11 protein-coding genes are annotated in these 13,436 nt (G+C 40.4%); 5 read left to right on the top strand and 6 right to left on the bottom strand.

Annotated features, from left to right (window positions below):
* Positions 1–59 precede the first annotated feature (59 nt).
* Positions 60–2,318: a helix-turn-helix domain-containing protein gene (locus tag AACZ73_RS06420; RefSeq protein ID WP_339876457.1), complete on the bottom strand. Its 2,259-nt coding sequence runs from the start codon at positions 2,316–2,318 to the stop codon at positions 60–62.
* Positions 2,319–2,428: 110 nt separating this feature from the next.
* Between AACZ73_RS06420 and AACZ73_RS06415 the strand changes: the two genes are divergently transcribed.
* Positions 2,429–3,058: an FMN-binding negative transcriptional regulator gene (locus AACZ73_RS06415; protein WP_339876456.1), complete on the top strand. Its 630-nt coding sequence runs from the start codon at positions 2,429–2,431 to the stop codon at positions 3,056–3,058.
* A gap of 235 nt (positions 3,059–3,293) precedes the next feature.
* Positions 3,294–3,668: a PRC-barrel domain-containing protein gene (locus AACZ73_RS06410; RefSeq protein WP_339876454.1), complete on the top strand. Its 375-nt coding sequence runs from the start codon at positions 3,294–3,296 to the stop codon at positions 3,666–3,668.
* A 108-nt stretch (positions 3,669–3,776) separates the two neighbouring features.
* On the opposite strand, the gene AACZ73_RS06405 is transcribed toward AACZ73_RS06410, so the two are convergent.
* Entirely contained in the window at positions 3,777–5,411 is a 1,635-nt protein-coding gene (locus tag AACZ73_RS06405; protein ID WP_339876452.1) for a hypothetical protein, read from the bottom strand.
* 270 nt (positions 5,412–5,681) lie between these two features.
* On the opposite strand from AACZ73_RS06405, the gene AACZ73_RS06400 reads away from it, so the two are divergent.
* From AACZ73_RS06400 to AACZ73_RS06390, 3 genes are read left to right on the top strand one after another with little or no spacing between them, the layout of a single operon-like run.
* Positions 5,682–6,482, top strand: coding sequence for an endonuclease/exonuclease/phosphatase family protein (locus AACZ73_RS06400; RefSeq protein WP_339876450.1), 801 nt, complete (start codon positions 5,682–5,684; stop codon positions 6,480–6,482).
* A 21-nt stretch (positions 6,483–6,503) separates the two neighbouring features.
* On the top strand, positions 6,504–7,364 hold the full coding sequence (locus AACZ73_RS06395) for a DUF1080 domain-containing protein (protein WP_339876448.1): 861 nt from the start codon (positions 6,504–6,506) through the stop codon (positions 7,362–7,364).
* Between the two features lie 2 nt (positions 7,365–7,366).
* A complete protein-coding gene (locus AACZ73_RS06390) occupies positions 7,367–8,608 on the top strand; it encodes a DUF2264 domain-containing protein (RefSeq protein WP_339876447.1) in 1,242 nt (413 codons plus the stop codon).
* 89 nt (positions 8,609–8,697) lie between these two features.
* Here AACZ73_RS06390 and AACZ73_RS06385 read toward each other — a convergent pair whose 3' ends face one another.
* The 4 genes from AACZ73_RS06385 to AACZ73_RS06370 all read right to left on the bottom strand — a co-directional run bounded on the left by AACZ73_RS06385 (position 8,698) and on the right by AACZ73_RS06370 (position 13,421).
* Positions 8,698–10,110, bottom strand: coding sequence for a Gfo/Idh/MocA family oxidoreductase (locus AACZ73_RS06385; protein ID WP_339876445.1), 1,413 nt, complete (start codon positions 10,108–10,110; stop codon positions 8,698–8,700).
* Between the two features lie 300 nt (positions 10,111–10,410).
* Positions 10,411–11,451 (bottom strand): hypothetical protein, encoded by a 1,041-nt coding sequence (locus AACZ73_RS06380; protein WP_339876443.1) that lies wholly within the window; start codon positions 11,449–11,451, stop codon positions 10,411–10,413.
* Positions 11,448–12,665 (bottom strand): alpha/beta fold hydrolase, encoded by a 1,218-nt coding sequence (locus AACZ73_RS06375; protein WP_339876441.1) that lies wholly within the window; start codon positions 12,663–12,665, stop codon positions 11,448–11,450. Before AACZ73_RS06375 ends, AACZ73_RS06380 begins: the two co-directional genes overlap by 4 nt.
* A 6-nt stretch (positions 12,666–12,671) precedes the next feature.
* A complete protein-coding gene (locus tag AACZ73_RS06370; protein ID WP_339876439.1) occupies positions 12,672–13,421 on the bottom strand; it encodes a DUF6503 family protein in 750 nt (249 codons plus the stop codon).
* Positions 13,422–13,436: the final 15 nt, after the last annotated feature.

Genomic DNA, 13,436 nt, shown 5'->3' with positions numbered 1-13,436 from the left:
ATAAGCGATGAAAAATGAGCCAGCTGACGATCATGCTCCTCTTATTTGATTTTTTCTATTTAAGTATCACTTTTTCCGGCCACTACCATTTTGATCGTATTGTAATCATATTTTCCTTCAAAATGAATCCGCAAGGCCTGCAAATTCCTGATGTTTTCAATTTGCGAATTGATCTCCGCAATAACCTCCAATGGTAAGCAGTCCTCCAACTCCACTCTTCCCTCTTGAATTCCCTTGGCCAAGTGACTTTTAATTGTTGATTCCGCCAATCCACGGGCCACGACGATATCTCCTATGCTCTTACCATCATTGATCATCCCAAATGTAATCTCGTAGGTCTCTCCTACTTTTCTCTTGAGATTTGCTTTGCCGCTCTTTTTCCTACCGGATTTATTGTTGGCAAATTTGGGATTGTCAGCTGCAGCTTGTTTGGCAGACTCAGCCAATCGAAGTCTCAGATTGATTTGATCCTGTTCCAGATCATTCATCTTTCCGGGAATTTTGCCTTCCATAATCGAGGAAATCAACTGACTGACCTTGCTGATCTCTCCATATTTTCTCAGTAAACTCACCTCTATCTCTTCCAGATTATTTGCATAAGTTTTGGTTCGTGAATACCGCTCCACTTCAGCCCGGTGTATAAGGATTTTTTCCAAAGCCTTTTTCAAAAAATCCTGAAAATAAGAAGAGCCCTTATCCAACCGCTCCATTAATTTCTCTTTATCATTTTGTTGTAAAAGAAAGCGAAGTTGATTACTGAATTTACCTGCAGTCACCACCTCATTTTTGATCAAAGCTGCGATCTCACCCACTGCCTTTTGCATCCCGGGATCTTCAAATTCAAGCGAGCTATCATTTTTACGTTGAAAGCTATTGATCTCTTGGATTAGGCCTGTTAAATCGAATGTTTCTCCAGTCAAAAGCGAAAGGTATCGCTGCTGGTAAGCGCCCAATAATTCATCTAGCTTTGAATTTTTCTTGGCACTTTCCACAAAATTCTGCACCTGAGAATCCGACTGTAAAGAATTGTTCTGAATTCTTGTTCTTAAGATTAACCCTTCGAGACTTCTCAAGCGGCTTAAAGCCACATACACTTGCCCTGGAGCAAAAGCATTTCCCACATCTATAATCGCCTGATCGAAAGTCAATCCTTGGCTTTTGTGCACTGTGACAGCCCATGCGGTTTTGATTGGATATTGACTGAATGTGCCAATCACTTCCTCCTCCAATTCCTTGGTATCCGGATTGATCACGTACTTCTTGTTTTCCCAGATTTCCTTTCGCAACTGGTATACATTGCGCTTCCCTTCCAAAATCACCTTAATGGAATCATCCTTCAATTCCTCCACAGTTGCCAGCTTACCATTGAAGTAATCCTGATTTCCTGAAGAATCATTTTTGATAAACATTACCTGAGCACCAACCCGAAGTTCAAGTGATTTTGGAAGTGGATAAATATTCTCAGGAAAGTCATTTTCTATGTCAGCTTCGTAAAACTTTGATTCATTTTTTAGGGCCATCAAACGATCCCGATTGATTTGGTCAGCTTTATAATTGTGTGTGGTGATCGTAATGCAGTCTTTGACTTCAGCTATCTCATCCTGCGTTTTATAGTGCTTATTCAATAGCGCGATGTCCCGATCAGTCACCGCATACTCTCTCAAATGATTAAGTACCTGGATAAAGTCCTCGTCTTGCTGACGGAAAATCTTATCCAACTCCAAATAAACCAATCCTGAATCCTGCAAAACCCTGGCTTCGAAAAAGTGCATGCTCGGATAAAACTTTCTAAGCACCTGCCATTCATTTTCCCTAACAATCGGAGGAAGTTGAAAAAGATCTCCAATCATCAAAATCTGCACGCCACCGAAAGGCGTATTAAAGTTTCTTTTCACACTCCTAAGTCTGTAATCTATTGCATCTAGCACATCAGCCCGGAGCATACTGACCTCATCAATCACGAGAAGTTCTATAGATTTCAGTACGTTTTTTCTGAGGGCATTCAGTGGGTGTTTTCTAATCAAGGTATGCTGAGTAAAGCAACCGTATTGGTCAGAAAAATTACCCTCAGGTTCATTCACTGGAAGAAAAAATCCAAGAGGAAATAGAAACTGGGAATGGATGGTCACTCCACCAGCATTTAGCGCCGCTATACCCGTAGGGGCTACGATTACATGGCTTTTATGGGTTTGCAATGCAAGGTTTTTCAGAAAGGTAGTCTTCCCTGTCCCTGCTTTTCCAGTCAAAAAAATCGGTGCTCCGGTATTGTTGACAAACTTAGCGGCTAGCTCTAACTTGTCAGTACTTTGATTTTCCATTAAGCGAAACTACTATTTTTAAAAATGAATAAAATGGAGTTCTAAATCTTATACTTTCTACTCCAATTCCTAATTTCCGTTTTTTAAGCATAAATCTGAAAATAATTGCCATGTATATCCACCTACTTAACCGCTGGAAAGACGATGCTGAAGTATTGGCTTTTTTAAAAAAGAATGCTTTTGCCACGCTTGTTTCCCAGATTGACAGCAAACCATGGGCAACGCATTTACCATTGGTCATAGATGAAAATGAAGATGGGAAAGCTGTACTTTCAGGACACATAGCTAAAGCAAATCCGCAATGGAAAAACCTAGCTGATGATCAGGAAGTAATGGTAATCTTTCAAGGACCTCACGCGTACATTTCTTCTTCTTGGTATAACCACGAAAACGTCCCTACATGGAATTATCTAGCCGTGCATGTGTATGGAAAAATCAAACTTATTCGGGGAGAAAAGCTAATGGATCATCTAAAGAAACTGGTAAACACTTATGAAGAAGGAAGGCCAAATCGGGTAAGCATAGACACTATGAGTGTCGATTATGTAGCCAAGCAGATAATGGCTCTAGTTGGTTTTGAGATCCTGATAACTGAAGTGCATGGAAGCAGAAAACTTTCGCAAAACCGAGATGAAATCAATCATAAGAATATTGTAAAAAATTTGGAGGAAAGTTCAAATTCATTGGATAGAGAAATATCTGAGGAAATGAGAAAAGAAAGGTCCAGCTCATTAAAATAAAAGCCTACATTTTTTTATCTATTATCAAGTCAATTTCCTTATTTAGGATAATCGGTTTTATGCGGATTTTTCTATAATTCCATCTGTGAAATTCATTACCCACTTCGCCCTTCCAAACCACATAAAATTTCTTAAAAAAACTTGTCAACCCTCTCAAAACCACGTTTTTGGGACATGGCATGAGCTTGGATTATTAATATTAATAACAATAATATTCACATAAACCAACTTAACCATGAATACCGATTATCATTTTCCGATCAGTAGTTCCACTGCTGCTAAATGCACAGTAAAGACAATAAGAGATGAATCAGTAGGATCTATTAAGGACATCATGCTTGACACCGAAACCGGAGAAGTAGCCTATGTTGTTCTGGCAGTAGATTCAGGTTTCCTAAATCTTGGAAGTAAGTTGCTAGCTCTTCCTTGGGAGGCGTTTGATTTTCACGGTCACCAACGTGATGTAATCATTGTGAACGTCGACAAGCAAAAGCTAGAAAACGCTCCAGGTTTTGATAATGACAACTGGCCAGTAGGTCCTCAGCATGAATTCATCAATGATGTCCATACATATTATGGATTTGACAGAAGAAGAGCACTAATTGAATAGGCGTGGTGCTTGGACTCTGCATAAGGCTCTCCAAATTGGAGAGCCTTTTTTTGTGATTCTGATTGGTGAATGGTCTATTAGAGCAGTTTAAAATAGAGTAGTTCTAAATTATCTTCTCTTGCCCTTATCCGCAGGATCTTGTTCGTGAAGCAATAGTTGCATTAGATCTCCTGGAGCAATTTCCAACATTCCCTCCCTTAAGGACTCCCATATTAGATTAAATGTACCACGGTATTTATTTCTAACAGTTTGGAAAGATGCCGTTTTATAATTCCTGTTTTCTGGCAGATTATTACTCGAAATCAAAATATTTGAAATTGTGGACATGAGCTTCTTCTTTTTCTCATTCTCGTCTCGAAGCTCCAGTTTCAGATCCTTGTAATGGAATTTCATGAAATTGGAAGAAAAGCGAGGATTTGCATCCATGGTGATTTCCAGCTTTTCCATGGTTCCTGAATTGATATTTACAGACACCAAATCTCCGAGTATACCATTTAATGAAGGTAATCCAAATGGGTCCACACTTGCCTCAAGATGAAACTTCTCCTCCGCTTTATCTTTACCATAAGGTACGGTCACATCCATTCGCATGGGAGCAAAACCATTAAGAACTGCTTCGCCATGAATATTCATCTCGCCGGACTGAAGTGAATCTATTGATACAGCATGAGTGATAAGTGCTGAAAGCTGCTCAAAATTAAGGCTACCTGGTTTTGTCTTTCCTTCAGAAATCTGAGAATAGGTTATTTGGGAATTAAGGACTTTTATGGTGTCTACTTCGAGTGGAAAGGGAATAAGCTCAACCATCCCTTCAAACATTGGCTTCTCGGGTTCATCAATGGGACGTGGCTTATTTTTATTTCTTAGGTCATGAAGAATCAGACTATCTATAGTCATCAAGTTTGCAACAATAGACCAATTCCCATAAATGCTACTACGCGCATTTATTTGTTCAATCTTCAGATGCTTCAAGTCAATTTCAATGTAATCTTTTTGCACATCTGATCTCCTGGCTACTTCCAGATTCGAATCGTCATAAGCCAATTTCATATCGTAGAAATCGAATGAATCTTGCTTCGAGTCATAATTCAATTCGCCCAAAGTAAATGTCTGCTCTTTATCGATGTTAATCAGTAAATTCTTCAGACGGGTATTTATGCTTTCCAGCTTGAAAGGAATGGCATAATTCAACCTGATAGAATCCGTTTCCAGATTGACAGCTGAAATATGAAAGCTATCAAAACTTCCAAATTTCCTCAAAGAATCAGATTGGGTATAAAACTCACCTGAACCTTCATTCAAGATAAAATTATGGATAACTCCCCGGGAAACTATATCTCCAAAAAATCCCTGAAATGCCATGGATACATCCGCCGGTTTTTGGGATATGGAGTCGTTTCTGATCAAAATAAATTTAGGGACTTCCAGTCTTAGCTCTCCAATATCCAGCACATTACCAAATATGAATCCAAGCATATTCAATCCACCCAGCCTAAGGGTCTCCATAGTACCTGTAATCGTAGTCGCCATACTATCCTTCACCGGTCGAAGCGAAATATGCTGAAGTTCTATACTTCCTCTGAACAACTGCACATCCACATCTTCAAACAGAATATCGTAAGCTCGATCCTCTTTTGCATTAATCCGCTCAGGCAGTGTTTTTATCAGCCATTTTTCAACCAAAAATATTGAGACAACGCCTAGCAGAATTACAATTCCCAAGGCCCATAGAATTTTTTTCAAAGGATAGATATTAACATAACTGATAAAACAACTTTAAAACCACCGTGGAAAAGAATGGTTGCAATAAGATACAACTATTTCACAACTAACCATTCCTTATCCCTCTACGCATACTCTTACCAATTAGCTTAAATAAACCGTAAAAATAAAAGGGAAGATGCCAAAGTCATTTTTGATTCCCATCAATAGCTAAAATCATTATCTTCCATTCTGATTTATTTAAATTCTATTTTCGACATACAGCATAGCCTAGGGAAAAATGATCATGTTATGATAAAAGCATCTCTACTCACTATTACTTTTTTACTGACTTTGACATGGACTACTTTCGCACAGGAGAAAAATCTAGAATTTAAAGTGCTTACTTATAACATTTACCATGGTGAAAAACCCGAATCACTGGGAAAACCAAATCTGGATGAGGTTGCAAATCTCATACTTAAACTTCAGCCGGAAGTGGTGGCACTGCAGGAAATGGACAGCATGACTACTCGTTTGGAAGGAATTTATGGTGAGAAAATCAATTGGGTAGCTGAACTTGGGAAAATGACCGGCTATCAAAGTTACTTCGCCAAAGCAATGGATTATGCCGAAGGAGGTTATGGTGAAGGCGTATTGGTGAAGAATGGTATAAACTTCAGTACACAAAATTTGCCAACTCCCGCTGGTGGAGAACCTCGAGCTGCTGCCTGGGTGAAAATACAATTAGAAAATAAACAGGAACTTTATTTTGGAGCGACACACCTATGCCATCAATTTGAAGAAAATAGAACTGCTCAAGTAGCTGCGGTTACGTCCTATGCCGATTCGCTACCCCAGCCAGTATTATGGGCAGGGGATTTAAATTTTGCCCCATCCTCAAAAGAATATAAAAGTATCTCTTCAAAATGGAGTGATGCCGGAATGCTAGCAAATGATAAATCACCCACCTACTCTTCTGAAAATGGAAAGAGGATAGACTATGTCTGGTATGATTCAAAAAGCTTCGAGCTGGTTGATTACAAAGTAATTGATGTGCCATTCTCCGACCACTACCCAGTTTTGGTCACCCTGCGATTAATAAACCCCTAAACAATAATGAAATCGAGCAAGATGAAAAAAATTATGCTAATTGGAGTCCTTTGCCTGGCAGGCTTTGGCTTTGCATTTAACTATGCCCATGTCGAAGCTAAAAAACCAAAGTGGCAAACGCTTTTCAATGGAAAAGATATAGACGATTGGTCTATAAAGATCCGTACGCATGAATTGAATGATAATTTCGCCAACACTTTCCGTGTGGAAGATGGATTGATGAAAGTTCGTTACGACGGCTATGATCAGTTTGACCAACAGTATGGACATATTTTCTTCAATAAACCATTTTCCAATTACCTTCTTCAGGTGGAATACAGATTTGTAGGTGAGCAAGCAAATGGAGGTGAAGGCTGGGCTACCCGAAATAGTGGGGCAATGCTTCATTGTCAGGACCCAAAAACTATGTTGAAAGATCAGGATTTTCCAATATCTATCGAAGCTCAATTCCTAGGAGGGAATGGCACCGACAAAAGAACTACATGTAATCTCTGTACTCCAGGTACCAACGTGGTGATGGAAGATAAACTCATCACTTCTCACTGTATCAATTCTACTTCAGAAACCTACCATGGTGATCAGTGGGTAACTGCCAATTTCATTGTTTTGGGGAATGGTGATGTGCACCATCTCGTTGGAAAGGATACTGTAATCAGCTATACAAAACCTCAAATGGGTGGTGGAAATGTAAGTCCAGTCGATCCAAAAGTAAAAGTAGATGGCCAGATGCTGAATGGTGGATGGATATCACTACAAAGCGAAAGTCATCCAATTGATTTTAGAACCGTTCGTCTGATTGATCTCACTGAATATATGGGTGATCAGAAAAAGCTGGATCAAGTCGTCAATGAAGGTTTGGCATCTGCCCCTGCCAAAAAATAACAATGTTTAAAAGAAGAGATTTTATTAAAGCAATCCCTGCTTTGGGATCACTTATGGGATTACCGACCCTTGCCAGCGCCAGTGAGGAAAAAGCAAAGGCAAATAGTGATCGCAAAGTTTGGGTCGACCTCCTGTATAAAATATCACATCCGGTACTAGATGCCATGAGCCAGGAAAAACTGACGGAACTCATGCCTTTGGAAACTCCTCCTGATGCTTACGCAGACCGTGCGTCGGTTACCTATTTGGAAGTTTTAGGAAGAACTCTAGCCGGATTGGCGCCATGGCTTGAATTAGAAGATATCAGTTCTGAGGAAGCGGGTGCCCAGAAAGAGCTTCGGGAGAAAGCTTTAAAAAGTATTTCTAATGGTGTGGACCCAAATTCTCCGGATTATTTAAACTGGACCAAAGGTGCTCAGCCGCTGGTAGATGGTGCATTCCTTGTTCATGGAATTATGCGCGCCCCAAAAGCACTGTGGGAGCCATTGGATGCTGACACAAAAGCAAGATTCATAAAAGAGATCCATGCACAAAAATTAGCGATTAAACCTTTTTATAATAATTGGTTGCTATTTGGAGCAATGCTGGATGCTTTCCTGTTTTTTGTAGGTGATCAGGGAGACATGATGCGGATTGATTTTGCAGTGAAGAAACATCAAGATTGGTACTTAGGAGACGGTTGGTATGGCGATGGTGATGATTTCCATCTGGATTTCTACAATGGATATGTGATTCAGCCTATGCTAATCCAAGTTTTGGAAGTGGCATCAAAAGTCCAAAAATCCTATGAAAAAGATCTTGAAGAAGCTGTAAAGCGTATGCAGAGATTTGCCCGGCAGCAGGAATTAATGATTTCGCCAGAAGGCACCTATCCTCCTATCGGAAGATCGATTTGCTACAGATCGGGGGCTTTCCAGCCATTGGCAGAAATTGCTTACAAAGGACTTCTTAACGAAGAACTATCACAAGGTCAGGTTCGGTCTGCTTTAACGGCAGTTTATTCTAAGCTTTTCGGAGCAAAAGGTACATTTGATGAAAATGGATGGCTACAACTTGGGCTGGTAGGACACCAACCTAGTCTAGCCGAACCTTATATCAGCACGGGATCCCTTTACTTGTGTACTTTAGGATTTTTGCCATTAGGTCTTCCAGCTACCCATTCATTTTGGACCGATCCCGCTGAGGATTGGACTTCCAGAAAAATTTGGAATGGAATAGATGTGCCGCGTGATCACGCTATGTAGAAAGCAATGCATTTAAAAGCCCGCTCATTATTTTAATCAGCGGGCTTTATTTTGACTTTTATTTGAAATGTGATCTCACATCTCCCAAATTATACTCTCACTCCTGTGGTACCTCCACCTGAGAGGGTTATGTTTACTGGAGCATTGGTTTTCCAGTTTCCACCCGTGAAATCAGGTACATCAATAGAATTGGATCTATTTGCTACTGACCACTCACTCAAAGGAGAAATACAGCTCCAAAGTGCCGCATCATACACATCCTGATCTAGGGGAAGGCCGTTTCTCAAGCAATCTATTAGTCGCCAATCCATCATAAAGTCCATGCCTCCGTGACCGCCCACTTTTTTGGCCAACTCCCCTACTTTCTGAATAATCTCTGGAGTGTATTTGGTTTCCAAATCCTTGAATTCTTCCTCCTTCAACCAACCATGTCCTTTTGCTACCTGTGGTGTTGGATATTTCTGGGCATATGCCTCTGTACCACTCACTACATGAAGTCTGGAATATGGACGAGGTGATGACACATCATGCTGAATCATGATCGTCTTCCCATTCTTGGTCTTCACCACTGAAGTATTCATATTTCCTCTGAATTTCTTGCCTGCGTAGGACGCAAAGAAATTATCCTGTTCAGCTAATTTCTTTGCCTCAGCATGCATCGAGAAATCATTGGAAGAAGTGGAAGTCAAATAATCCATCTGATCACCTCTGTTGATATTCAGGATTTGACAAATTGGACCAAGTCCATGTGTAGGATAAAGATTTCCATTCCGGTAGTTCTCTTTCAGCCTCCACATATCCTGGTAGCCATTTTCCTTATTGAAATTTAAGGAAAGCAAATCGTGGATGTACGCACCCTCTACATGCAATACTTCTCCAAAATAACCCTCACGGGCCATTTTCAAAGTCATCAACTCAAAGAAATCATAGCAACAATTCTCCAACTGCATACAATGCTTCTTAGTGCGCTCCGAAGTCTCCACCAATTGCCAGCATTCATCAAGTGTCCTAGCAATAGGTACTTCGCAGGCAGCATGTTTGCCAGCTTCCATAGCATAGACTGCCATTGGAGTATGCCATTCCCAAGGAGTAGCGATATATATCAAATCAAGATCATCACGATCCATCATTTCTTTGAAAGAATATGCGTTGCCAGAATAGCCCTCTGGGGTATGTGGTGTGCCTTTCAGTTGCTCCTTAGCCTTTTCTACTCGCTCAGGAAGCAAATCACAAAGCGCTTTAATTTCTACATTTTCTATTTTGCTCAATCGATCAACGGCCCCAGGGCCTCTCATACCAAGTCCAACAATCCCAATACGTACAGTATCAATTTTGGGAGCAGCAAAACCGCTCATATTGAATGATTGAATTCTATTTACTCCCTTTTTAGCTTGAAAAGGAAGTGCTTCAAATTCATTGGCGAGGGTACTGCCCGCTCCGAAAAGCCCTAAACCAACCATTCCGGTGGATTTCAAGAACTCTCTTCTTTGGTTATTTTTCATATAGCATTATTCAATTGACATTTCTAATTAATAAAAAAATAAAGGAAGTACTGTCACCTTACAAATAAAAAAACCGAAAGCTTTTGGCTCTCGGTCATCACAGCGTAACAAATGAAGTTAGTTACTTTTCACATCTGTATGGGATACATTTTAGGAAACTAAATGTAGGCTTAAAAGTAATAGGCGATTATTCACTTTTCCAGCAAATTTCTAAAGGAAGGACTGTTTGGATTCTTCGGTGCAAAAGTAAGTGGTTACGAATCTTTAAAAAATGACTTAGATCAAATAATCCGCTAAGAATCAATCTGCTAAAAAGTATTTTGACATGACCTGCTCAGCCATTTTTCCTTGAGGAGTAAAATCTGGATCGCGATGCTTTCCTTCCGGATACCATTTCCAGAAGAACACTCCTGCCATCCAGGATTCTTTCCAAGCAGTTTCAAAAAATGCCTCATAGCAAAGCGCCTGCATCTCTTCAGAAAGCTCTGTTTCCCTGCGTTCATTTGGCCAAACCCACGGTTCTTTTGCTGCGTCAACTGTATTGCAATAGCCAATCTCTGTGAACATCACGGGTTTTTGATATTTTCTGACGACTTTATCGATTCTAGGTAAATTTTTCTTCCACCCTGATTTGAGGTCAGATAGATCTGGATTTGTTTTGGTGGAAAGTGGAAAATATGCCTGAATACCGATGTAATCCAAGGCATCCCAAAATTCGACATGCTCAAACTCAGTAAAATTGGCTGCATAAACGAGCTTTCCGGAATAGACTTTTCGAATCTCCGCAATCACCTTTCTCCAATCTTCTTCCCGATCTGATGTCATTTCCAGCTCAGTTCCTACGCAAAGCATAGGGATTTTATGCTCCTCGGCCATCTTTGCATAATCCAAGATAAACCCCTCGTAATTCTTAAACCAAGTCTTCCAATCCTCCTTATTCTTCATCTCAATCTCCCCCGGCCAACTTCCGCGAACCCAGAGATGTGGCTTGAGCATATTCATGATACCATGACGAGCTGAAGAATCAAAAGTCGCTTTGATTCCCAGTGAGGATTCCCCCCACCATTTGTTTTCATTATTCGTGTCCCAGCGGATTTCTGGAGTATTCTTTTCAGTTTGCCAGCCAAATGGCGTCTGCGAAAGTGCATCTGCTCCTGTCGCTTTGAGGGCTTCCAGTTCCGGTCCCAAAAGTGGTGATCTACTTCCTACCCAGCATACGCCTTTCCATTTTTCTGCGGCTATGACCAAGTCAGGCTGAATCGGAAAAACTGCCCACAAACTCAGACCTAGAAGTACTAGTACTGAACTTAGCAAATAATTTCTCGACCAGCCCTTCTTCATTTCGCCAACATGGTTTGAATAATAATTTCCTCCTGAAGTGTGCGATGCACAGGACATTTGTTGGATATCTCCAATAATTTCTGTCTTTGTTCTGGATCAAAGTCGCCTTCTATTTCTATTATTCGGGTAAATTGACTGACTTTAGCAGAAGATTCCTCAGGATTTTCACTATCTGCTAAATGCACTTTTTCGTGATTGAGAAAGACAGAAACCTGCTCCAAAGGCCACTTTTTACGCTCGGCATACATTTTCAAAGTCATTGCAGTACAGCTTCCAAGCGATGCCATAAGCAGGTCGTACGGATTTGGCCCCAAATCTGCCCCACCCACATCTATAGGCTCATCAGCTATTAAATGATGATTCGGAGTCATCACTTCGGTGGTGTATTTCTCCCCGGAAAGTCTCACGAAAACCTGATTACCTCTCGTATCATTTGGCTTATCTATCTTCTCCACCAGCACGTACCGCTTACTCCAACTTCCTATTACCTCTGCGATGTACTCGCTATCCAGAGGATTTGAAATTAAATGAGTCGCGCCATCTAAGGATATAAAACTCTTGGGATGATGGGCTGCATTATAAATCTCGGCCGCATTGCTGATTTCGACAATTTTGTCTTGAGGCGAATGCATGATCAGAAGCGATTTTCTCAGTTTATTTAAGAATGTGGCTAATGGTCTTTGCTCCAAATCATCTACAAAACTTTTACTGATCTTAAAAGGACGGCCGCCTATAGTGACATTTGCTAGCCCGTTTTTTTCGATTTCCTCGACACTATCAGTAAACAAATGTCGGACGTGAGAAGGCATAGATGGAGCTCCAATCGTGACTACGGCATTCACATTGCTCAGTTGTGCAGCTGCATATAAAACCGCGGCTCCTCCAAGCGAATGTCCTATGAGCATTTTAGGCATATCGTATTCTTTTCCTAAAAAAGCAGCTGCATCCAACAAATCGCTTACGTTACTTGTAAAAGATGACTCAGCAAATTCTCCTTCGCTCATGCCAAGTCCAGTGAAATCAAAGCTCAATGCTGCAATTCCATTTTGGGACAAGGCGGTACAAATACGAGTGACGGCCAGGAAATTTTTGGAGCAAGTAAAACAATGTGCAAAAAGTGTATAAAACTTTGGCTTTTGATCCGCTGGCAAATATAGATGAGCAGACAGTTCTAAGCCACTTCTATTCTCAAATGTCAGTCGTTTAGGATTCATTCTGGGTTATTTATTCAATACTTCTACTTTGATATTTTCAAGGTTTATCTCTGAAAGTAACTCTAAATCTCCGGATTCGTAAAGCTCCTGCATCTTTTCTACAGATACAGATTCATCCGCTGGCTTAAGATTAAGGTAGTTTTGAAAACGGATTCCACCTACTTCATTTACCCCACTTACTTCTCTCATTCTCACCCCTCCTCCATCAGTATGATAGCTGTAAGCCATATAATCCACAATGGAATCTTCAATACCTATCCAATATAAAAATTCATCGTCATAGTCGTCACCACCACCCTCCTCGGCAAAAGTCACTTTGATTAGATTATACTTTTCCCCATTTATTTCTGTTTCTCCCAATAAGGTTTTAAATACAGAAGGATCATTTAATCCATAAGGTAAGTATGCGAAGTATGCCACGGAGTTAACTGAGCGGGAATATTTTCCTGTCCATTCCTCAGAAAGCGTGTCTATTTTGGCGCCATTCACAGTTCTCACAAAACCATCATTATTCAGGAGATCTTTGACATTTCCAGTAGAGTCTTTAAACTCTCTGATGTACTCAAAGTGATCTGGCGTTTTGAAAATGGTGTAATGAATATTTCTGAAATCAAACTCAATTTTGGAGTTGGTATAGGAATCTCCTCCGTGAGCTTCAATTGCTCTGTCCACAATTTTCTCAGCATCCGTTCTTGAGTTGCAGGAAGCTAAAACAGCCATGGTAACTATGCCTAACAAAAGGTAATTCAATTTCATTATTTTAAATTTTAA

The sequence above is a fragment of the uncultured Algoriphagus sp. genome (genome assembly GCF_963974835.1).
Classification (GTDB): domain Bacteria; phylum Bacteroidota; class Bacteroidia; order Cytophagales; family Cyclobacteriaceae; genus Algoriphagus.
The sequence above is the reverse complement of the archived record's forward strand: the minus strand, read 5'-3'. Positions and strand labels throughout refer to the sequence as shown.

Coding starts and splice junctions, on each gene's coding strand:
- AACZ73_RS06400 (WP_339876450.1), top strand. CDS start 5,682: ATGATAAAAGCATCTCTACTCACTATTACTTTTTTACTGACTTTGACA.
- AACZ73_RS06380 (WP_339876443.1), bottom strand. CDS start 11,451: ATGAAGAAGGGCTGGTCGAGAAATTATTTGCTAAGTTCAGTACTAGTA.
- AACZ73_RS06395 (WP_339876448.1), top strand. CDS start 6,504: ATGAAAAAAATTATGCTAATTGGAGTCCTTTGCCTGGCAGGCTTTGGC.
- AACZ73_RS06375 (WP_339876441.1), bottom strand. CDS start 12,665: ATGAATCCTAAACGACTGACATTTGAGAATAGAAGTGGCTTAGAACTG.
- AACZ73_RS06370 (WP_339876439.1), bottom strand. CDS start 13,421: ATGAAATTGAATTACCTTTTGTTAGGCATAGTTACCATGGCTGTTTTA.
- AACZ73_RS06385 (WP_339876445.1), bottom strand. CDS start 10,110: ATGAAAAATAACCAAAGAAGAGAGTTCTTGAAATCCACCGGAATGGTT.
- AACZ73_RS06410 (WP_339876454.1), top strand. CDS start 3,294: ATGAATACCGATTATCATTTTCCGATCAGTAGTTCCACTGCTGCTAAA.
- AACZ73_RS06415 (WP_339876456.1), top strand. CDS start 2,429: ATGTATATCCACCTACTTAACCGCTGGAAAGACGATGCTGAAGTATTG.
- AACZ73_RS06390 (WP_339876447.1), top strand. CDS start 7,367: ATGTTTAAAAGAAGAGATTTTATTAAAGCAATCCCTGCTTTGGGATCA.
- AACZ73_RS06420 (WP_339876457.1), bottom strand. CDS start 2,318: ATGGAAAATCAAAGTACTGACAAGTTAGAGCTAGCCGCTAAGTTTGTC.